The organism is Aliiroseovarius sp. F47248L (assembly GCF_023016085.1).
GTDB lineage: Bacteria > Pseudomonadota > Alphaproteobacteria > Rhodobacterales > Rhodobacteraceae > Aliiroseovarius.
Genome location: NZ_JALKBF010000001.1, coordinates 1,882,314 through 1,902,112, shown reverse-complemented (window position 1 = coordinate 1,902,112; position 19,799 = coordinate 1,882,314). Strand labels below are relative to the sequence as shown.

Genomic DNA, 19,799 nt, shown 5'->3' with positions numbered 1-19,799 from the left:
TCAGCGCCGTCAGACCGACCCGTATTCCCTGATCGAAAGGGGCTGCTATGAGCGATAGCCACACAACAGAAGTCGTCACCGGCAGCGTGGTCCTGGCCGCCGCTGTTGGATTTTTCCTCTATGCAGGGCAAATCGTGGGCCTGTCCGGGTCCGGTGACAGTGCCAGCTATTCGGCATCGTTCCGCACCGCCGACGGTATCTCGGTTGGGACGGATGTCCGTTTGGGTGGCGTGAAGGTTGGCACTGTTACCGGCATCGAACTGAACCCGGAAACCTATCGTGCGGACACCGCGTTTACGGTCCAATCCAATGTGGCGTTGCCTGATGATACGTCGATCATCATTTCGTCGGAAGGGCTACTTGGCGGATCATATGTAGAGTTGTTGCCAGGCGGATCGCCTTTCAACTTGGAACCTGGGGCTGAGATCGAGGACACCCAAGGGTCTGTCAGTCTTGTCCAACTGCTGCTGAAATACGTTGCTGGAAGTGAGGACACGAAGTGATCCTTCGCGCTGCCACGACGGCCTTTTTGCTGTTTGCCAGTGCGGTTTCCGCCTGCGCCCAGACGGGCAAGGCATCTGGTGCGATGTTGCGTGGACTGGACAAGGTCTCTGGCACGCCAATCGACTTTTCGATGAAGGTCGGCGACACAGTTGAACTGGGCAAGCTGCGCGTCACGTTGGGTGAATGCCGCTATCCCACGGATAACCCGTCTGGTGATGCTTATGCATGGCTTGTGATCCGTGATGGGAACGACGACCAGACCACGTTTGAAGGTTGGATGGTCGCATCATCCCCGGCGCTGAACGCGCTGGATCATCAACGGTATGACGTCTGGGTTCTGCGCTGCACAACAGATTGAACGTCGGGTAGTGGTTTGGACGTGATGTCGGCGGCGCCATGCGAAAGAGCACTCTCTAACATATCGTGATAGGACTTGCGGGGAATTTCGACCGCCCCCAAGCTGGCCAGATGTGGGGTCAGGAACTGGGTGTCAAACAGCCCGAAGCCCGTATTCGCTAGGTGAACGGTAAGATAGGCCAGTGTAATCTTTGACGCATCTCGACGGCGCGAGAACATGCTTTCACCAAAAAACGCCCGTCCCAGTGTCACGCCATAGACACCTCCCACAAGCGCGTCGCCGTCCCACAGTTCCAGCGAATGGGCATGGCCCATGTGATGCAGTTGAGAGTAAAGATCAAAGATGGTGGTGTTGATCCAGGTCTCATCACGCTCAGCACAGCCTGCCACCGTGCCCGAAAAATCCCTGTTCAGCGCGACCTGGAACGGAGAACGTCGAATGGTGCGCGCAAGACTGCGCGAGATCCGAAATCCATCCAAGGGAAAGATCCCGCGCGCTTCCGGGTCGACCCAGAAGACACGCGGATCGTCGCGACCTTCGGCCATGGGAAACACACCCATCGCATAGGCGCGCAGAAGAAGTTCGGCGCTTAAGGGCGGTGGATCGTGGGGCGTGGCCAATGGCCCCTAGCCCAGATTTTTTTCCAGCCAGCGTTCCAGCCAGTGGATGTTGTAGTTGCCGGTTTGAATATCTTCTTCCGCCAACAGTTGGTGGAACAAGGGCACAGTGGTGTCGACTCCATCAACGATCAACTCACCCAAGGCGCGCTGAAGCCGGGCGAGTGCTTCGGTTCGGTCACGGCCATGCACGATCAGTTTTCCAATGAGGCTGTCATAATAGGGCGGAATGGAATAACCATCATAAAGGGCGCTGTCCATCCGCACACCCAGCCCGCCGGGGGCATGGTATTGGGTGATCTTGCCGGGGCAGGGGGCGAAGTTGGGCAGGCGTTCAGCGTTGATGCGGATCTCGATCGCGTGGCCGTTCACTTCAAGTTCGTCCTGCCCAAACGACAGAGGCATGCCTTCGGCCACACGAATCTGTTCGCGTACAAGATCGACGCCGAAAATGGCTTCGGTTACGGGGTGTTCCACCTGCAAGCGGGTATTCATTTCGATGAAAAAGAACTCGCCATCTTCATAAAGAAACTCGATTGTGCCTGCACCGCGATAACCCATTTCAGCGATTGCCCTGGCGCAAATGCCGCCAATATGGGCGCGTTCTTCGGGGCTGATGCTGGGGCCGGGAGCTTCTTCAAAGACTTTTTGGTGGCGCCGCTGTAACGAGCAATCCCGTTCCGCCAGATGCACACCCCCGCCTTGGCCATCGCCAAACACCTGCACCTCGATGTGGCGCGGCTTCTGAAGGTATTTTTCCATATACACTTCCGAATTGCCAAAGGCGGCTTTCGCCTCAGAACGCGCCGTCGAGAAGGCGGTGCCAATCTCGGCCTCGGAGTTGGCGACCTTCATGCCGCGACCGCCGCCACCGGCGGTGGCCTTGACGATCACGGGATAGCCCATCTCGGCGGCCAGTTTGCGGGCTGTTGCGACATCGGGCACTCCGCCGTCGGATCCCGGCACAACCGGAATGCCCAGTTTGATCGCGGTTTCCTTCGCGGTGATCTTGTCACCCATCATGCGGATGTGTTCCGCGGACGGGCCAATGAACGTGATCTCGTGGTCTTCCAGAACCTGAACGAATTGTTCGTTCTCGGACAAAAAGCCGTATCCCGGATGAACTGCTTGCGCACCCGTGATTTCACAGGCTGCGATAATTGCGGGGATCGACAGATAGCTGTCGGTGCTGGACGGTGGGCCGATGCAGACGCTTTCATCCGCCATGCGCACGTGCATGGCGTCTACGTCTGCGGTCGAGTGCACTGCCACCGTTTTTATTCCCATCTCGCGCGCACCGCGGATGACGCGCAGTGCGATCTCTCCACGGTTGGCGATCAGGATTTTGTCGAAATGGGCCATGTGATGTCCCTTATTCGATGATCATCAGGGGTGCGCCAAACTCAACCGGGGCACCATCTTCGACCAGAATGCGCTTCACAGTGCCCGATCGCGGTGCCGGGATCTGGTTCATGGTTTTCATCGCTTCGACGATCAGAAGGGTCTGACCTTCTTCCACCTTGTCGCCAATGCTGACAAAGGCAGGCGTGCCTGGTTCAGCCTGAAGATAAACCGTGCCAACCATTGGTGACGGGACAGCGCCGGGATGGCTTGCCGGGTCATCCGATGCGCGAGCAGTGCCGCCAGCATCGGGGGCCACGACGGCCGGGGAAGGTGCCGGAGTCGGAGCAGCCGTCATGGCCGGTGCGGCCATCTGTACGACTTCTTTGGCGCGGCTGACGCGGACATTAAGGCTGTCATTCTCGCCATAGTCGCGCATGACCTCAACTTCGGACAGATCGTTTTCTTGCAGGATTTTCGCCAGTGCCTCGATGAAGGACACGTCATTTTCATGATGTTTTTTCGTCATGGGTCCTCACCCTTGTTTCTTTTGCCTAGTGTTCGCGCAGGCAATGTATGATTGCAACGCTTATAGGACGCTAGGTAAGGGGAGAAAAGCGATTAAAATGTGTTGTCGATAAGCTGAACTGTGGTTTTTTTCGAAACGCTGGCGGTTGGGACGGGCATTGCCCTGCGCAAAAAGATAACTTCGACAGCCCGCTCAATCCGTGGTGGATACAGAAGAGATATCATTCTGAGAAAGCTTTGCGGCGCTACCACTTCCAAAAGCAACACTAAAACGATCAGAGTGATAGCCCCTGGCACGTTCGGTTTCAAGTCGGGCTAGTTTTTGCTGCAGCATCTGGTCTAGTTCCAGAACATTGACCTGAAAACTGGGTGGCGGTCCGGCCAAGGTGTCCGGTTCAACCTCAACACTGGTGGTCGGTGGGGCGGTTTTATTCTGCGCTGGAAAAGCTGTGTTATGGTGTTCCGTGTTGTGCATGTCCGCACGCGCCTTTCCAGCGTCAGGCACAATTTCAACCTTCGTGCTGTCGGGCGGCTTACGCACCGGTAGGTTTGCCAGCAGATTTGCCTGAGCACCCATTGAGGCTGGTATCGTGAATTCCATCGTCTCGCTCCGTCTTCAGTCGGTCCCCATCCTTCAAGATAATTAAGCATTCTTTCGAAAGCGTTAACGGGAACAGGCGGTAGACAGAAATGGTTAACCGCTAAAGCGGCATACCTGAGAACTTCGCGACCAATTCCGGCAGCTTACGCGCCCCGAATTTTTGCAACAACCTCGCGCGATGGGCTTCGACCGTGCGATAGCTGAGGTTCAGCATCAGACCGATCTCTTTCGATGTGCGGCCTTGGCAGGTCAGAATCGCCACATCACGCTCTCGCGGTGTCAGAGCCACAACGGGGCGTTCTGCGGATAGGTCTGCGAAGCTCCAAACGCCTTGTTTGAAAGGAGTTTCCGGTGTCAAGCTGGTGCCACGTACGCGACACCAGAATAGATCGCCATCCAGTCGCCGCATGATGCGCTCGTCTTCATAACGCCCAGTTTTCCTAAGCCGGTCACCCCCGACCCGTTCTACCTTTTGGTAGTCTTTCAGCGAAGGGTACAACCGCTCAAGTGGCATGTCGTTGAAGGCGTCTACCTTTGCGCCAAACATCTCGGCAAATCGCAGATTGCATTGCTGAACGATCCGATTTTCGGTCAGCGCAAGTCCGGTCGGTGCGTGCATGAAGGCAAGGTCCATTGGCGTCATTATGGCATCCTGCCAAAGGTCGCGTGACAATTCAATTGAATGCAATCTAAACGGTGTCAGGTAGCAATCCGAACCGACCTGAAACAAAAAAAGGCGCGTCCGAAGACGCGCCTTTTCAATTTCAATACGAGACGATCAAACGGGGCAGGGGCGAGTGCGATAGGTGCCGTCACCATTCGAATAGGCGCATTGGTTGGTATGATAGTTGCGCGCAACCATGAGACCTGCAGCAGCACCGGCCAAAGTGGTCAGCACGGTCCAGTTCTTATTTGCACCAATGGCGTTTGCAGTGATCAGTCCGGCGCCGATCCCGGCCACACCACCAACAATCGTTTTTTCCTGATCGGTTAGCGGGCGGTTACAGGCGGGCAGTGCCAGCGTTGCAACACAGGCAAGGGTCATAATGGCTTTCTTCATAGTATCCTCCTGGATGAATCATGAGTTCACCTTAGTTTGTAAGGATTTGTAGCGGCAAGGGAATGTTGCGCGCAATGTTTGTGTGGGAAGCGGCGGGAACCCGCCAAGGGCATTGTCCAGCCTTATGCTGGGTCTGAGCAATCGATGGATTTTCACGACGTTAAGGCAACCTCAGCCTGAAAAACAGGAAGTTTTAGTCGGCGAATTGCTGGCCGCGAAAAGAGGAGCAGTTGGTTTACACATGACAGGCAAGCTAGTGATTGTTCTAGATAAAGACGACCCAAGCTTTTAATATAAATTAGGAAAATTGTAAATTGCGCAGCTAAAAGTCGATGCAGATGTAAATTCTTGGCTGTAAGCCTGCCAAGGAAGCCATGAGAGAACCGCCGTGACACAGTCCCGCCTAACAGGAAGTCGTATTCGTGAGCGCAGATTGTTTCTTGGTCAGAAGCAATCTGCGCTTGCCGCCGCCGTTGGTATTTCTGCAGCCTATCTGAACTTAATCGAACATAACCGTCGGCGGGCCGGGGGTGAGTTGTTGCAAGACATTGCACGCGAACTCAATACGGACCCAAGATCGCTGAGCGAGGGGGCTGAAGCCACTCTGCTTGGTGCGCTGCGCGAGGCCGGACAACGGATGCCCGAAATGGCACCGGAGTTACATCGGTCAGAGGACCTCGCAGGTCGCTTCCCAGGCTGGTCCGCACTGGTTGCTGCCCAACATCAGCGCATTCGCGAACTTGAACAACTTGTTGAAGCTTTGTCCGATCGGTTGACCCACGACCCAGAGCTTGCTGCGTCTCTGCACGAGGTTATTTCCGCTGTGACCGCAATCCGGTCGACCGTCGGTATCCTGACCGGAGACGGTGATATCGACCCAGAATGGCAGGGACGTTTCATGAGCAACATGCGCGATGAAGGGCGGCGCTTATCCAGCGCTGCACAAGGCTTGGTTCAATATCTTGACGCGGGCGCGGATCGCGACATGGCCCCGGTCGTACCGGGAGAAGAATTGGCAGCCTTTCTTGATCAGCGCGACCACCACCTAGTCGAACTCGAGGGGCTGGATAATGCAACGCCAGAACAGATCTCCGCCAGTATAGACACACTGGTTGCGAAAGTAGGGGGGGTGGAAACCACGTCCGCAAAAGACGTCGTACGCCAACACTTTCAACAGTATGCCGAAGACGCTGTTGCGATGCCGTTGTCTGCGTTTCAAACGGCGCGGAAGGAAACCACAGGCGATCCAAGTCAACTGGCGGTCGTCTTCCATCAACCCTTGTCTGCGGTCATGCGTCGCTTGGCGTTTGTTCCTGCCGGGGATGACCGTCAAGCTGTTGGGCTTGTGTCATGTGACGGATCGGGCACATTTCTCATTCGCAAACCCTTGCCTGGATTTGCACTGCCGCGTTTCGGGGCGGCTTGCTCGTATTGGCCATTGTATCAGTCGCTTAGCCGTCCGGGTCACCCGCTGCGTGCGGTGGTCGAACTGCCTGGGCCGACCCCACGCAGGTTTCTATGTCAGGCGATCTGTCTTCCGCGCGAAGCGTTGCGGTTTGACCTGCCTCCGGTTCTTGAAGCCTTTATGATGATTGAACCTCTTGAAGACACGCGGTTTAGTGACCTTGACGGCCCAGTCTTGCCAGTTGGCTCTTCGTGCCGCGTCTGTCCGCGAAGTGGCTGTGCGGCCCGTCGCGAAGCGTCACTTTTGTCCGCAGACTCCGAGTGAAACCACTTTAATCCGCGACTTGTGAGCCGGTTGAGAAGACATTCTCGCCCCCATCCGGTTTGGTTTATTTTGACATGGCTCTGTGCATTGTCGATATTCATCCGCAAGGGTGCGGCGATAGCCTGCCCGAGCGGAGGGATAAATGGCAAAGCAGGTGCTCGTTATTGAGGACGAACCAAATATCGTCGCGGCAATCAGTTTCATCCTCAGCCGGGATGGCTGGACTGTCGGCACACATGCCAATGGCGAAACTGCGGTGCAGGCGGTTTTGGACGCAAGGCCAGACGCGTTGATCCTTGACGTTATGCTGCCGGGTCGGTCAGGCTATGACATTTTGCAAGACTTGCGGGCCCACGACGTGACGCGCAGACTGCCAGTTCTGATGCTGACTGCACGCGGTCAACGCACTGATCGCGAACAGGCCGAACGGCTTGGGGTAAACCGTTTCATGACCAAGCCTTTCTCGAACGCCGAAGTTGTTGAAACCCTGAACGAGCTTGTGCCGGGGTAACAACGCGATGCCGTGCCGCAGGATCTTCACGATGGCCAAACGGGCTGACTTTGCATGAGATTTCGGCGCGAACCCCTGTTTTTGGCACGCCAAAGCTATCGGCGGCGACGGCTGGAAGATGCCGCGCGGCTTTTGCCGATCTTGGGCGTATTTCTGTTTCTTCTGCCGCTGTTGGTCACCAGCGTTGGCACTGCTGAGGTGGGGATGTATCTGTTTATCGCATGGTTTGGCCTGATCGTTGCAACCGCGGTTATCGCGCGCGGGCTGTCTCGTTGGCCCGACGTCTCGTACGACCCGGACGGCGAGTTGTCTTCGACCCAGCTTGAAGATCTGTCTGTCCCCAAAGGCCGACACGAGGGACGCGACTGATGCTCAGTTTCAATACGCTGGTCGCGGTCTGCCTGCTGTATGTAATGGGTTTGTTCCTTGTGGCGTTTGCTGCTGATCGCAGTGCCGCACGAGACAAGAACCGGCTTCTAAACTCTTCGCTGATCTATACCCTGTCGCTGTCTGTGTATTGCACGGCGTGGACCTTTTATGGTGCGGTCGGCTATGCGGCGCGGTCCGGGCTTGAGTTTGTCACCATCTACCTTGGACCGACACTTGTGATGATCGGTTGGTGGTGGTTCTTGCGCAAGCTGGTGCGGGTTGGTCGCGCGCAACGGGTAACGTCGATCGCTGATTTGTTGTCGTCTCGTTATGGCAAGTCGAACCTACTTGGGGTAATCGTAACCTTGATCGCGGTCATCGGGACGACGCCATATATCGCCCTGCAATTGCAGTCAGTTACATTGGCCTTCTCGGTCTTTGCGCGGGATCGTTCGGTGGGCTGGAACGTCCCCGATCTGGATGCTACGGCACTTTGGGTGGCTGGTGGTCTGGCACTGTTTACCATCCTATTCGGCACTCGAAACCTTGATGTCAATGAGCGCCACCACGGCGTCGTTACCGCCATCGCAGTCGAAGCAGTGGTCAAGCTTGTCGCCTTGCTCGCCGTTGGGGTATTCGTCGTTTGGGGTGTCGGTGGAGGTCCTGCAAATATCGCCGTCGCGGTGGGCGAGGCTATGCGGTCCACACCCGGTGATGCATGGACCATAACGGGTGGGCGTTGGGTCGGGCTAACTTTCCTGTCCGCCGCCGCATTTCTGACCCTGCCGCGCATGTTCCATGTGTTGGTGGTGGAAAATCCGGGCGAGCGCCAGCTTGCCATCGCCTCTTGGGCGTTTCCGGCTTATCTGTTTCTGATGAGCCTGTTTGTCCTGCCCATCGCCGTGGTCGGCCTTGGCACCTTGCCAGCAGGCGAAAACCCGGACCTGTTCGTTCTAACCATCCCGTTGCATTTTGATCAGGACGGATTGGCAATGCTGTCGTTTCTTGGGGGGTTCAGTTCCGCGACGTCGATGGTGATCGTAGCGTCGATTGCTTTGGCAACGATGGTGTCAAACCACATAATCATGCCGCTTTGGTTGTCCATAAGACCCGAAGAAGCCACCGTATCAGGCGATGTGCGGCAGGTGCTTCTGGTCGCACGCCGCTTTTCGATCATTGGCGTTTTGGTGCTGGGTTATCTGTATTTTCGAATGTCGGGCGGAGGCACTGCGCTGGCCGCAATCGGGATGATCTCGTTTACGGGCGTTGCACAGGTTTTACCCGCCATGGCCGGCGGTTTGCTCTGGCGAGGGGCCTCGCGGAACGGCGCGGCGGCAGGGCTTGTCACTGGTTTTGTCGTTTGGGCCTACACTCTGTTTTTACCCAGCTTTGGGGATGCGGGTCTGATGAGCGCGACCTTGCTAACCGACGGGCCATTCGGGATCGCCTGGCTGAAACCGCAAGCGTTGTTTGGCGTCACCGGGTTGGATCCGGTTGTCCACGCAGTGTTCTGGTCGCTGATCCTGAACAGTATTGCCTTTGTCGGCGTGTCCCTGATCTCGTTTCCCGGCCCGTTAGAGAGGCTGCAAGGGGCGCAATTTGTTAACGTTCTGGACCATACTCACCAAACGCAGGGAGGTGTTTATCCAGCGGCTGCGGCCGAAGATCTACTGGTAATGGCTCAACGCACGATGGGGGCGGATGCGGCTCAAAACTTGTTTCAAGCACAAGCCAGTGCGCAGGGAAAAGATGGGTACTTGCCCGACACCACCCCTGATTTCATTGCCCGGTTGGAGCGCGCACTTTCCGGTTCGGTCGGCGCGGCAACCGCTCATGCAATGATTGCGCAAATCATGGGAGGGGCCACGGTGTCGGTCGATGACTTGATGGCGGTCGCCGACGAAACCCAGCAAATGCTGGTTTATTCGTCGCAGTTGGAGGAGAAGCAGAAAGAGCTGACCACCACCGCGCGGCAACTTTCGGCGGCCAATGAAAAATTGACTCAATTGTCGATCCAAAAAGATGCGTTCCTGAGCCAGATTAGCCACGAATTGCGAACCCCGATGACCTCGATCCGCGCGTTCTCGGAGATTTTGCGCGATGGCGGTGTGTCGGACGCGCAGGCCACCCAGCAACATGCTTCGATCATCCATGACGAGGCGCTCCGGCTGACCCGGCTGCTGGATGACCTGCTTGATCTCAGTGTGCTTGAACACGGACAGGTGCAACTGAATCCGCAGCGCGAGGTGTTGTCGAAAGTTCTGGATCGCGCCGTTGCGGCAACCCAGTCACTGATCGTTGCCGAAGATCTACGTATCCACCGCGACCTTGCGCGCGAACAGATCATCATCGCCACAGATACGGACCGGCTGGCGCAGGTCTTTATCAATCTGATCGCCAATGCAGCCAAATACGGAGACGCCAAGTTCAAACGCCTGACCATTCGTGTCGGCGTGCGAGACGGGGTTTTGCGGCTTGATTTCGTGGACAACGGTTCGGGCATTCCGACCGAAAGCCAGGTGATGATCTTCGAGAAGTTCGCACGATTGACGGACAATGCCGCAGCTGGCGGGGCTGGGCTGGGTTTGGCCATCTGCCGCGAGATCATGGACAGGCTGGGTGGGGCGATCACTTATCTTCCAGGCCAGCGGGGGGCGGCATTCCGGGTCACGCTGCCACTTGATAAAATACCGCATCGCGGGCTGAATTAAACCTATTATCAACTTTGTTTTGGCAGGACTGTTGCGATGCGACAAGAACGGACCAGACATGGCTGACCCCGATCAGATCAGCGCGATCCGCCAAAAGGCTGGTGCGCGCCGTCCACCGCCCGAGATCCCACCGGCCACCGCCGCCGGAGCTTTGGGAAAGGCGTTGGCGCGTGCAGGGGTTGCAACGGCCGGACTTGCGATCAACGCAACTAACGTCACAGAAGACCGCGTTGTTCTGTCAGCGCTGGACGGAACCACCGCCGATCATGATCTACTTGCCATTGCCGAAGGGGCAGCCAGCCAGTTTGGCTTGTTGATCGCGGATCCTGATCTCGTTGCAGCCGTGATCGAAATGCAAACTGTAGGGCGTGTGCTACCAGCTCCAGCGCACCCGCGCACTGCCACCCGCACAGATGCAGCGATGTGCGCGGACTTCTTCGATCATGTGCTGGAAGGGTGGGAACGTGCGCTGACAGCGGCGCAGCTGCCGGTGGCTAACCTTTGCAAGGGGTTTCGTTTCGCGGTCCAGATGGTCGACAGTCGTGCCGTTAAGATGGCATTGCCCGACATTGCGTATCGGCGTTTTCAGGCAGCGCTTGATCTGGGGGACTGCGGCAAGCAAGGTAAGCTGACACTTTTGCTGCCGTATGATGTGGTCAAATCGTCCGACGGGACTGATACTGCCTCGGGGTACGAAGAAAGGAGAGAGGCACCACCCATTGTGTTGGGTGCCCATGTTGAGCTGCACGCCGTCCTGCATCGCACGCGCATGTCGTTGGACGACGTAGCCGGATTGACCCCAGGCACGACCGTTATGTTGACCCGTGATGTTCTGGGTACTGTTGAACTGGAAGATTTGACCGGACAGGTGCGCGCCACCTGTCGGTTGGGGCAGGCAGGCGGCCAACGTGCCCTTAGGATCGGGTTGGATCCGTCAAGTCAGCCGGATGACCTGCTTGCATCTCCGATATCGTCCCAACCCGTGCAGGATGATGTTTTACAGGCATCTGCAGCAGGGGACGACATCATAACCGACGCGGCTGCGACTGCCACCGAAAGTTCTGTCTGACAACCGCGAGTGGTTGGCTTGACCTGCATCAAAGCAACCTGCTTTGCTTGGTTCCAATATCAAGTCGAGAAGGAGAAACGCCATGGTTGATGTGAACAAGTATCAAAGCCTGTTGTTGGCCCGCCAGAAAGAGCTGGACGCACGACTTCACGAGATCGAAGAAGAGTTAGAAAGCCATAGTTCAAAAGACTGGGAAGAACTGGCTGTTGAGCGCGAAGAGGACGAAGTACTTGAAGGTTTGGGGACTTCCGGGCAGGATGAACTTGTAAAGATTAAAGCGGCGCTCGCACGCATTGACGAGGGCGAGTTTGGCTTCTGTATGACATGCGGCACCGAGATTTCACCGGAACGCCTTGATGTTGTGCCGCACACTCCATTCTGCCGCGATTGTGCCGCGAAACATGCCTGACGCACTCTGTAGTGCAGGCAGTGCGTGAAGGTCCAGACACATCAACACGAAACTTGGAGGAGAAAATGGCATTTGAAGAGCTGAAAGCCTCGATCAGTATGATCCTGGATGAAATTGCCAAGCGTCCCGAAGACCGTCATGTGTTGCAAGAGCAGCTGCGCGAGAAGATTTCGGAGTTGGAAAAAACCGGCCAGCCGGTGCCTGAGGATTTCCGGAAGTTTGAAGCCGACCTTGAGGATGATGACGCCGACGACCTGTTTGACAACATGCCGGTTTGACCGGAACGTGCACACAACCGGCGAAGCATGCGTGTGCCACCAATGTGTTGTTCTTTGCACAGCATTACCGACCAATCGGTCGGAAATAGACAGTTTTCGTTCCCAGACCATTGACAAAAGGCGCTATTATCTGGCGACTGAAACCAGGCAGGGACGGAGGCGCAGATGACTGCACAGGTTCAATATGACGTCGTGGACGGCGTCGCTCTCATCAAGATTTCAAATCCTCCGGTCAATGCGCTTAGTCAGGTGATCCGGCAAGGCTTGATGGACGCGTTTGACCGCGCCGATGCAGACGACCGCGTCGGGGCCATCGTCCTGTCTGCTGAGGGGAAAACCTTCCCGGCGGGCGCCGATGTGCGTGAGTTCGGGCGCCCCCGAGCAGCCCCCATCCTGTCGGAAGTATGCGCCAGGATCGAAGCCTGCAACAAACCAGTGCTGGCGGCCATACATGGACATGCGCTGGGTGGTGGGTTTGAACTGGCTTTGGCCTGCCACTATCGGATCGCACTTGAAGGTGCGACCATGGGGTTGCCCGAGGTCAATCTGGGCGTGCTTCCCGGTGGTGGTGGGACACAGCGTGTGCCGCGCATCGTGGGTGCCAACGGGGCACTTGACCTGATGATCACCGGCAAACCGATCACCGCCGAACGTGCTGCCCAGATGGGTTTGATTGAGAAGGTGATTCACAAGAACCTTGATCGGGCAGCGCTGACATCGGCCAAAAACATGATCGCGCAGAAGACACCCACGCGCCCCACGCGCGAGCGAGCCGAAGGCTTCGCTGCTCCGGTCCAATTTACCGAAGCGATCAAATCTTGGCGTAGTCGTGTCGCCGGAAATTATGTTCCGTCGGTCCGTTGCATCGTCGATTGTGTTGAAGCCGCCCTTTTGTTGCCCTTCGAGGCCGGCATCGCATTGGAACGGAAATGTTTCGATGATTGCGAAACGGGGGCTGAAGCAACAGCATTGCGACACGCGTTCTTTGCCGAGCGACGGGCGGCGAAAGTGCCAGAACTGGACGGGGCGAAGCTGCGTGACGTGTCGACCATTGGCGTTGTCGGTGCGGGCACGATGGGTGTGGGTATTGCGATCTCATGCCTGGATGCGGGCTTCCCTGTCACCTTGGTTGAACGGAATGATGACGGGCTGGCGCGCGGTGCGAATAAGATCCAGGACAACTATGAAAAGTCCGTGGGAAAAGGACGCATTGATCAGGCCACGGCAAATGAACGTATGGCGCGCCTGAACGGCACCACTGATATGGATGACCTGTCCCCGGTCGATCTTGTGATTGAGGCGGTGTTTGAAGATGAAACCGTTAAGCGTGAGGTGTTTCAGCAACTCGACAAGGTCATGCGCCCCGGTGCGATATTGGCAACCAATACGTCCTACTTGGACATCGATTCATTAGCCGCGACGATCTCGCGCCCTCAGGATGTGGTTGGGTATCACTTTTTTTCACCCGCTCATATTATGAAGCTGCTTGAAGTTGTCGTGGGTGAAAAAACGCACCGCGATGTGGTCGCCACCGGATTTGCTTTGGCAAAGAAGCTCAGAAAAGTGCCGGTGCGGGCTGGTGTCGCAGATGGGTTTATAGGAAATCGAGTTCTGGCGGCCTATCGGTTGGCGGCAGATTTCATGCTGGAAGACGGGGCAAGTCCCGCGCAGATCGACGCAGCTATGCGGGCCTATGGTTTTCCGGTCGGGCCGTATCAGGTGCTGGATATGGCGGGGCTTGATATATCGTGGGCGCGCCGCAAACGATTGGCCGCGAAGCGCGATCCCGAAGACCGCTATGTGTCGGTCGGTGACCGCATGTGCGAAGAAGGGTGGTTTGGTCAGAAGTCGGGCCGGGGTTATTATGTGCATGGACACGGGCTTGGGCCGGTGGAAAACCATGATGCACTGGCAATCATTGACGATGAGCGGCGCAAGAAGGGCATCACCCCGCGCGTCTTTTCGAAGGATGAGATTCAGCAGCGCTGCCTGAACGCCATGGTGAACGAAGGCGCGCGGCTGTTGGACGAAGGCGTCGCTCTAAGACCGTCGGATATTGATGTGGTCTTGCTCTATGGCTATGGGTTCCCGCGTTTTCGCGGTGGCCCAATGATGGCGGCAGACACTCGTGGGCTATTGTCCGTGAGAAATGCGTTGAAATCCTATCAACCGGAAGAGCCGAAATTCTGGGCTCCGTCACCCCTGTTCGACGAGTTGATCAAGAACGGGCGTCATTTCAGTGACCTGAACGGCGATTGATGCCGGTTGTCGTGGCAACGGACTGCTTCAGGACAGTGAAACACCCAGGATCACGCACATCAACCCGATCACAGACAAAGCCAGCCCACCCATGTTCAGGGTCATCGCCTTTTGAACCCGTGCGCGCAGGGCTGCGTCGTCCAGATTTTCTCGCTTGGCCTTCATGACCTTGAACGCACTGGCCAGCAACCCGGCCAGTCCGACCAGAGACATGATTGCACCGATAATGATAAGCCAATCCATGGCGTCCTCCGACTTGATGAGGATCGCCTAGCGCGCTGCGGGGATCGGCGCAACCCCGGCGGTGGCTTGCCGTTCTACATTTTTGCGGCGCCTGACGCTCTTGAAGCGGGCTTGGCGACGGGCTAGTCAGGAGCAACCCGAAGAAGAGGATCACATGGACGACAATCAGGCCGATAACAGCTATCGCGTAACCGCCAACGAGCTACGCCAATTCGTAGAGCGGATTGAGCGGCTGGATATGGAAAAGAAAGACCTTGCCGATCAGCAAAAAGAAGTGATGGCTGAAGCCAAGGCGCGTGGGTATGACACCAAAGTTATGCGTAAGGTTATCGCTCTGCGCAAACGCGACAAGGACGACATTGCCGAAGAAGAAGCGGTGCTGGAGATGTATAAAGAAGCCCTGGGAATGTAAGCCCGACCTTGGACGACGATGAAAACCCGCCCCTTTTGGCGGGTTTTTATTAAGTCAGCAAAAGGGTAACGCCCTCGATCCGTTCGATCTGGTCAAGATCTCGATCATAGGCATCGCTCAGGTCGTCAATCATCGCCTCTGTCCAGCCCGGAAGGTCGATCTCTTCCTCGACCGCATCGGGAATGGCGTATTTTTCAAGAAATGTGACGATCACGCGCTGGCGCTGTTGTGGGCTGGGGATCTCGGTCTTGCCCAGATAGTCCACCATTCGGTCGAAGCCGTCATGCGTCATAATCGGCCTGAGAATGTCCAGACCTCCTTCCAGAGGTATGTTGTCACTGACGCCGGCGATTACCTGCATGATCTCGTGCCACAGAAGGGGGGTGTCTTCGTTACACCAGACAGTAATCGGTGTGTCAGGATTGGCTTCACGGATCGTTAGCAGCATATCCGACCATCGCAAACCACGCGGATCAAGTTGGGACAGAAGAGACGTGCGGTCGTGTGTGGGCACCGTGTTCAGAATAGCAGGCACAAAGGTGGCGGGATTGCGCAGACCGATGAAAAAGCTGACCTCGTGATTGGCAAACAGATTGCGGATCCAAACTGTGTTGCGTTTTGCGAGATGATAAAGCTGGTTATTCTCAATCGACCGGTGGGGGGCACCCATGAAGTTCTTGTGCCCCAGAATCAACCGTTTGGCATCGGTGCGGTCAACAAATGTGTCCAGCAGCATGTCTTGTGTGTCATCATCAGCGCGCGCGCCTTGCAGTTTGACCAACGCGTCAGCAAGCAACCCGCGATACCGACCAGGACCGGGAACCGCAACCCCCAGCTTCGCCAACCTACCGCTGTTTTTCAGCAGTGATTTCGTCAGATGATCATCGTCCGTGCAGTGGGCACCAAGGTGGAAACAGATTTGCATTCAGAGCTGGCCTTTTTTGCAGTCGACCCCACGAAACATATGGTGGATTTCTGGACAGTTAAACCTGTTTCAGGCTAAACGGATAATTGATGACTGACCAAAAGACTCAGATTGAGGCCCCAAGCCTTGCAAAGCGCTTGCCAGACCTTTGGTCCGTCGGAGCAATTGCAATTGCACTTCTCGTTTTATTGCCCATCCTGTCGATCATTTGGATGGCGATGACCCCGGCCGAGAACGCGTGGCCGCATCTATTGAACACGACGCTGCCCCGATATGTTTCGAACACGCTGCTGCTGTGTCTTTCCGTTGGATTTTTGTCGGCGGCCGTCGGCACCGGGTCCGCGTGGCTGATCACCATGTACCGGTTTCCCGGTGCACGCTGGCTTGAATGGCTGTTACTCACGCCACTGGCAATTCCTGCTTATGTCGGCGCCTATGCGCTTGTTGATTTTCTGGAATATGCCGGTCCTGTGCAAACGGGGCTGCGCGCCCTGTTCGGATGGGAAAGTGCAGCGGATTACTGGTTTCCGCAGATACGGTCGCGCGGCTCAGCCGTTCTGGTTCTGGCTGCTGCCCTGAACCCCTATGTATTCCTGCTTGCGCGTGCGGCATTTCGCGAGCAATCCGGCGACGCGTACGAGGTCGCGCGCGCTTTGGGCGCAGGGCCGTTTGCGCGGTTTTGGCGGGTGGGGATGCCCTTGGCACGCCCGGCCATTGCTGCAGGGGTTGCCATCGTAATGATGGAAACCGTGTCAGATTTCGGCGTCGTTGATTACTTTGCTGTGCAGACCCTGACCACAGGCATCTTCACGGTTTGGTTGGAAAGCCACAACGCCGGAGGGGCGGCACAGATCGCAATGGTGATCCTTGTGTTCGTTTTCCTTCTGGCGGCACTTGAGAAAATCAGCCGGTCCCGAAGCCGCTTTTATCGGATGTCCCGTCAAAGCCGCCCGGTCGAGGCGCGCTCGCTGGGACTTGTGCCCGGCATTCTGGCGTTGATCGCCTGCGCCATCCCCTTTGTCATCGGGTTTGTTTTACCGGTTGGCGTGTTGCTGGTGCACGCGATTTCAAAACCAGAATACTGGCTGTCAAACGGGTTGTTATCAGCATTGTGGCATACTTTAACGGTGGGAAGCATCGCAGCGGTTGTGACTGTCACAACAGCGCTGTTTCTGGTCTATGGCGTGCGGATGTCAGGACATTCGTTACCACGCAAGCTGATGCCGCTGACGACAATAGGCTACGCTGCCCCTGGTGCGGTGCTGGGCATCGGCATTCTGATCCCGATGGCGGCCACAGACAATTTTCTTGCTGATGGAGTGCTGGCGGTGACTGGGTGGGATCCTGGCCTGATGATGACCGGAACTGCCTTCGCTGTGGTATATGCCTATTGCGTGCGTTTCTTTGCCATCGCGCAGGGGGCGGCAGACGCGGCAATCGGACGGGTTTCACCCAACTTGCCTATGGCTGCACGATCACTGGGTCGTTCAGCACGTGGCGCGTTGTCCGAGGTCTATGTCCCTCTGATCAAAAGTTCGGTTGGCACTGCCTTGCTGTTGGTTTTTGTCGACAGCGTTAAAGAGCTGCCAGCAACCTTGCTTTTGCGCCCCTTCAACTATGGTACTCTTGCCACGCGGGTCTACGAACAGGCATCGCTTGAACAACTCGGTCAAGCTGCGCCCCCAGCCCTGATGGTCATAACCGTAGGCCTGGGCGCTGTCGCCCTGATGGCGCGTGCAAGCCGCTCCTGAACCTTTTACTTGAACCCTGCTGCAGAACCCCTTAAATGCGCAGCAGTGCCCCTATAGCTCAGCTGGTAGAGCAACTGATTTGTAATCAGTAGGTCCGCGGTTCGAGTCCGTGTGGGGGCACCATCTTTTCAATGACTTACGTGAACATTGGTGCTTGCAATCGATTGCTAGGGCGCAAATAGGACGTGCCGCAACTTGAATTGCACAAATTATAGTGGAAAATCGAAAAGCAACTAACTATCAAAGTGTTATACACCTTTGAATTGAAGAATCGCGCTATTGTTGCATTCAGGTTTTTTGTAAGAGGCATTATTGAAAAACATTACAGCAGCGGATCTGGTTCGGCTCTTTTCGACTCAGAGTGTTAAGAAGAATGCCTCAGGCGAAATTGCCGATCGGGCCAGCTTAAAAAAGAAAAGGCAACGTCTTGAAAAGGACTGGAATGTTGACGGGCTGACTGGGCGCGAAAAGCAAGCAGTAAAGAGGGCTGTAAGTAATGTCCTTAGAAAAGGCAAAACCTACAACCCAGAGAAATCAAAGGTTACCGATACGGACCGATTGCTCCTAACACGTGAAATGCGTCCTTCCGTTGTTTTGGACGGATTGTTTCCTGAGCGACTGAGTAAGGGCTATTGGCAGAAGCTGCCTGACCGCAACGAAAGCACAGAAGATGTGCAAATTGACTTTGAAGGATTCAGCTTTATTGAAAATCCGCAGGAGACACTAGATGGCCTCCGAAGGATTGCTGCGGCGGAGGCTCGTTGTTTGGGGGTGCGTCTGAACTTCAAAGATGAATACTGCCTCGATGTCGTCCCATTCATGATCCTCGTTGAATGCTGGAAGGAAATGGTTCCCATCTTTGTAGGTGGTGAGATGGACCTTCCTATGCAAAAAGTACTAGCTGCAATTGGAGTTGAGTATGCTCTGAATGTCAGGTTTGGTGGTGTATCTGACTTCGAAGACGTGTGGGCTTTTCCGCTTTCGCGGCGACGTAAGGCTGGCAGCACTATGTCGAAAACTCCTTATGTTGATGTTCCGACGCGTGACATTGCGACTAGTAGGTTTTGTGAGGCAATGGATGAATGGCTCGGGCGGCCAGAAATTGGTTTGGAGCTTTCTGAAAGTGGTCGAGAGAAACTCATGAACCTACTAGGGGAAGTTCTGGAGAACGCCGAAAGGCACTCTGATGGAATTAGGCGAGACGGCTCATGGTCCGTATCCGGGTTTCTTGCGCGGAGGAAACGCGCCGACGGAAAAGGGTGGTCCTATCGCGCTAGCATCGGAATTGTTTCAGTTGGAGACTCATTCTCAGAGAGCCTGCAAAGAGCATTGAAAGATCAGCAAGACGATATTGAAAACTATATTCGGAATGTCAGGGGCGCTGGTGCCAAGCAATCAGATGAAACTCTGCGAACGCTTGCCGCAATTCAAGACGGTGTAACATGTGTACGAGAAGCTGACAGAGACAATCGCGGCGGATTCGGACTTATGGATATTTTGGATTTCGCTTCTACGCTTGGGTACACAGGGGATGGATCGGATAAACCTGAGGTAACCATCATTTCCGGTAGTTCTTGTATTCAACTCAAAGAAAACTATAATAGAGGCGTTGCGCGGGAAGGTGAGTATGGAGCGCGCGTGCAATGGTTTAATAACGAGAATTCGGCAAAGTTGCCCCCTGATCCAAATTATGTATTTGATTTGGGTGTCAAACTGCCGGGTACTGCAATCAGCATCGGCTTCTCACTGGACCCTACTTACCTAAGTAAGATTTTTGACAATGACGGATGAAATGGAAATCAACTTCGAAGAACTATCGAATGACCGTGTTCGGAATATTTCCGGACATGAGCGCGGTGTCGAGGCTCGTAAGAAGTTCAAATTGGACGAATTTGATGCACTGGAAGACAGTGTTGAAGTTGTCGTACCCAACACTATTGAAGCTATAGCAACATCCTTCTTTCAAGGCATGTTTTCGAAAAGTGTGCAGCAGTTTAAATCGAAGGATGCATTTTTGGAGCACTATAAATTTAGAGCTAGCCCTTCGGTTATGGAGCAAATTCTGCGTGGTATTGATAGAAGCTTAGCCGCTAGAGGCGGAGCCGCATTTAAATATTGAAGAAC

Annotated in this window: 22 protein-coding genes and 1 tRNA gene; 15 read left to right on the top strand and 8 right to left on the bottom strand. The window is 55.6% G+C overall.

All coding sequences use genetic code 11. The features are described from left to right. Positions 1-47: 47 nt before the first annotated feature. Positions 48-503 (top strand): outer membrane lipid asymmetry maintenance protein MlaD, encoded by a 456-nt coding sequence (gene mlaD, locus MWU51_RS09510; RefSeq protein ID WP_247036706.1) that lies wholly within the window; start codon positions 48-50, stop codon positions 501-503. Further along, positions 503-862 (top strand): DUF2155 domain-containing protein, encoded by a 360-nt coding sequence (locus MWU51_RS09505; RefSeq protein WP_247038790.1) that lies wholly within the window; start codon positions 503-505, stop codon positions 860-862. The genes mlaD and MWU51_RS09505 overlap by 1 nt, the downstream gene beginning before the upstream one ends. Here MWU51_RS09505 and aat read toward each other — a convergent pair. From aat to MWU51_RS09475, 6 genes are all read right to left on the bottom strand, one after another. Next, a complete protein-coding gene (gene aat / locus MWU51_RS09500; RefSeq protein WP_281502656.1) occupies positions 820-1,482 on the bottom strand; it encodes a leucyl/phenylalanyl-tRNA--protein transferase in 663 nt (220 codons plus the stop codon). The genes MWU51_RS09505 and aat overlap by 43 nt on opposite strands. Positions 1,483-1,488: 6 nt before the next feature. Next, positions 1,489-2,841 carry an acetyl-CoA carboxylase biotin carboxylase subunit gene (accC, locus tag MWU51_RS09495; protein ID WP_247036705.1) on the bottom strand — a complete coding sequence of 451 codons (1,353 nt, stop codon included), beginning with the start codon at positions 2,839-2,841 and terminating at the stop codon, positions 1,489-1,491. Positions 2,842-2,851: 10 nt separating this feature from the next. Beyond that, complete coding sequence (gene accB, locus MWU51_RS09490) at positions 2,852-3,349, bottom strand: acetyl-CoA carboxylase biotin carboxyl carrier protein (RefSeq protein ID WP_247036703.1); 498 nt, start codon at positions 3,347-3,349, stop codon at positions 2,852-2,854. A gap of 192 nt (positions 3,350-3,541) precedes the next feature. Further along, on the bottom strand, positions 3,542-3,949 hold the full coding sequence (locus MWU51_RS09485; protein ID WP_247036702.1) for a hypothetical protein: 408 nt from the start codon (positions 3,947-3,949) through the stop codon (positions 3,542-3,544). Positions 3,950-4,049: 100 nt separating this feature from the next. After that, entirely contained in the window at positions 4,050-4,592 is a 543-nt protein-coding gene (locus MWU51_RS09480; RefSeq protein ID WP_247036700.1) for a helix-turn-helix transcriptional regulator, read from the bottom strand. Positions 4,593-4,727: 135 nt separating this feature from the next. Next, the gene (locus MWU51_RS09475) at positions 4,728-5,009 is read right to left on the bottom strand and encodes a glucose-6-phosphate isomerase (protein ID WP_247036698.1); all 282 of its coding nucleotides are present in this window, start codon (positions 5,007-5,009) and stop codon (positions 4,728-4,730) included. Between the two features lie 388 nt (positions 5,010-5,397). Here MWU51_RS09475 and MWU51_RS17145 point away from each other — a divergent pair, with 388 nt between their 5' ends. The 8 genes from MWU51_RS17145 to MWU51_RS09435 all read left to right on the top strand — a co-directional run bounded on the left by MWU51_RS17145 (position 5,398) and on the right by MWU51_RS09435 (position 14,344). Continuing rightward, positions 5,398-6,738 carry an XRE family transcriptional regulator gene (locus MWU51_RS17145; RefSeq protein WP_247036696.1) on the top strand — a complete coding sequence of 447 codons (1,341 nt, stop codon included), beginning with the start codon at positions 5,398-5,400 and terminating at the stop codon, positions 6,736-6,738. A gap of 142 nt (positions 6,739-6,880) precedes the next feature. After that, the gene (locus MWU51_RS09465) at positions 6,881-7,249 is read left to right on the top strand and encodes a response regulator (protein WP_247036694.1); all 369 of its coding nucleotides are present in this window, start codon (positions 6,881-6,883) and stop codon (positions 7,247-7,249) included. A 54-nt stretch (positions 7,250-7,303) separates the two neighbouring features. Beyond that, the gene (locus MWU51_RS09460; RefSeq protein WP_247036692.1) at positions 7,304-7,618 is read left to right on the top strand and encodes a hypothetical protein; all 315 of its coding nucleotides are present in this window, start codon (positions 7,304-7,306) and stop codon (positions 7,616-7,618) included. Continuing rightward, entirely contained in the window at positions 7,618-10,329 is a 2,712-nt protein-coding gene (locus MWU51_RS09455; RefSeq protein WP_247036690.1) for an ATP-binding protein, read from the top strand. Before MWU51_RS09460 ends, MWU51_RS09455 begins: the two co-directional genes overlap by 1 nt. A 58-nt stretch (positions 10,330-10,387) precedes the next feature. Then, entirely contained in the window at positions 10,388-11,398 is a 1,011-nt protein-coding gene (locus MWU51_RS09450; RefSeq protein ID WP_247036688.1) for a FliM/FliN family flagellar motor C-terminal domain-containing protein, read from the top strand. An 82-nt stretch (positions 11,399-11,480) separates the two neighbouring features. Continuing rightward, on the top strand, positions 11,481-11,807 hold the full coding sequence (locus MWU51_RS09445) for a TraR/DksA C4-type zinc finger protein (RefSeq protein ID WP_247036686.1): 327 nt from the start codon (positions 11,481-11,483) through the stop codon (positions 11,805-11,807). 65 nt (positions 11,808-11,872) lie between these two features. Then, positions 11,873-12,085 (top strand): hypothetical protein, encoded by a 213-nt coding sequence (locus MWU51_RS09440; RefSeq protein ID WP_091432520.1) that lies wholly within the window; start codon positions 11,873-11,875, stop codon positions 12,083-12,085. A gap of 165 nt (positions 12,086-12,250) precedes the next feature. Next, positions 12,251-14,344, top strand: coding sequence for a 3-hydroxyacyl-CoA dehydrogenase NAD-binding domain-containing protein (locus MWU51_RS09435; RefSeq protein WP_247036684.1), 2,094 nt, complete (start codon positions 12,251-12,253; stop codon positions 14,342-14,344). Positions 14,345-14,371: 27 nt separating this feature from the next. On the opposite strand, the gene MWU51_RS09430 is transcribed toward MWU51_RS09435, so the two are convergent. Next, the gene (locus MWU51_RS09430) at positions 14,372-14,587 is read right to left on the bottom strand and encodes a hypothetical protein (RefSeq protein WP_247036682.1); all 216 of its coding nucleotides are present in this window, start codon (positions 14,585-14,587) and stop codon (positions 14,372-14,374) included. Between the two features lie 154 nt (positions 14,588-14,741). Here MWU51_RS09430 and MWU51_RS09425 point away from each other — a divergent pair, with 154 nt between their 5' ends. Continuing rightward, positions 14,742-14,999 (top strand): DUF2312 domain-containing protein, encoded by a 258-nt coding sequence (locus tag MWU51_RS09425; protein ID WP_247036681.1) that lies wholly within the window; start codon positions 14,742-14,744, stop codon positions 14,997-14,999. A gap of 49 nt (positions 15,000-15,048) precedes the next feature. Here MWU51_RS09425 and MWU51_RS09420 read toward each other — a convergent pair whose 3' ends face one another. After that, on the bottom strand, positions 15,049-15,924 hold the full coding sequence (locus MWU51_RS09420) for a hypothetical protein (protein ID WP_247036679.1): 876 nt from the start codon (positions 15,922-15,924) through the stop codon (positions 15,049-15,051). Positions 15,925-16,013: 89 nt separating this feature from the next. Here MWU51_RS09420 and MWU51_RS09415 point away from each other — a divergent pair, with 89 nt between their 5' ends. From MWU51_RS09415 to MWU51_RS09400, 4 genes are all read left to right on the top strand, one after another. Next, the gene (locus MWU51_RS09415; RefSeq protein WP_247036677.1) at positions 16,014-17,675 is read left to right on the top strand and encodes an iron ABC transporter permease; all 1,662 of its coding nucleotides are present in this window, start codon (positions 16,014-16,016) and stop codon (positions 17,673-17,675) included. A 47-nt stretch (positions 17,676-17,722) separates the two neighbouring features. Then, positions 17,723-17,798: transfer RNA gene (locus MWU51_RS09410), tRNA-Thr, on the top strand. Positions 17,799-17,987: 189 nt separating this feature from the next. Beyond that, positions 17,988-19,466, top strand: coding sequence for a hypothetical protein (locus MWU51_RS09405; protein WP_247036675.1), 1,479 nt, complete (start codon positions 17,988-17,990; stop codon positions 19,464-19,466). Continuing rightward, on the top strand, positions 19,456-19,794 hold the full coding sequence (locus MWU51_RS09400; protein ID WP_247036673.1) for a hypothetical protein: 339 nt from the start codon (positions 19,456-19,458) through the stop codon (positions 19,792-19,794). Before MWU51_RS09405 ends, MWU51_RS09400 begins: the two co-directional genes overlap by 11 nt. Positions 19,795-19,799: the final 5 nt, after the last annotated feature.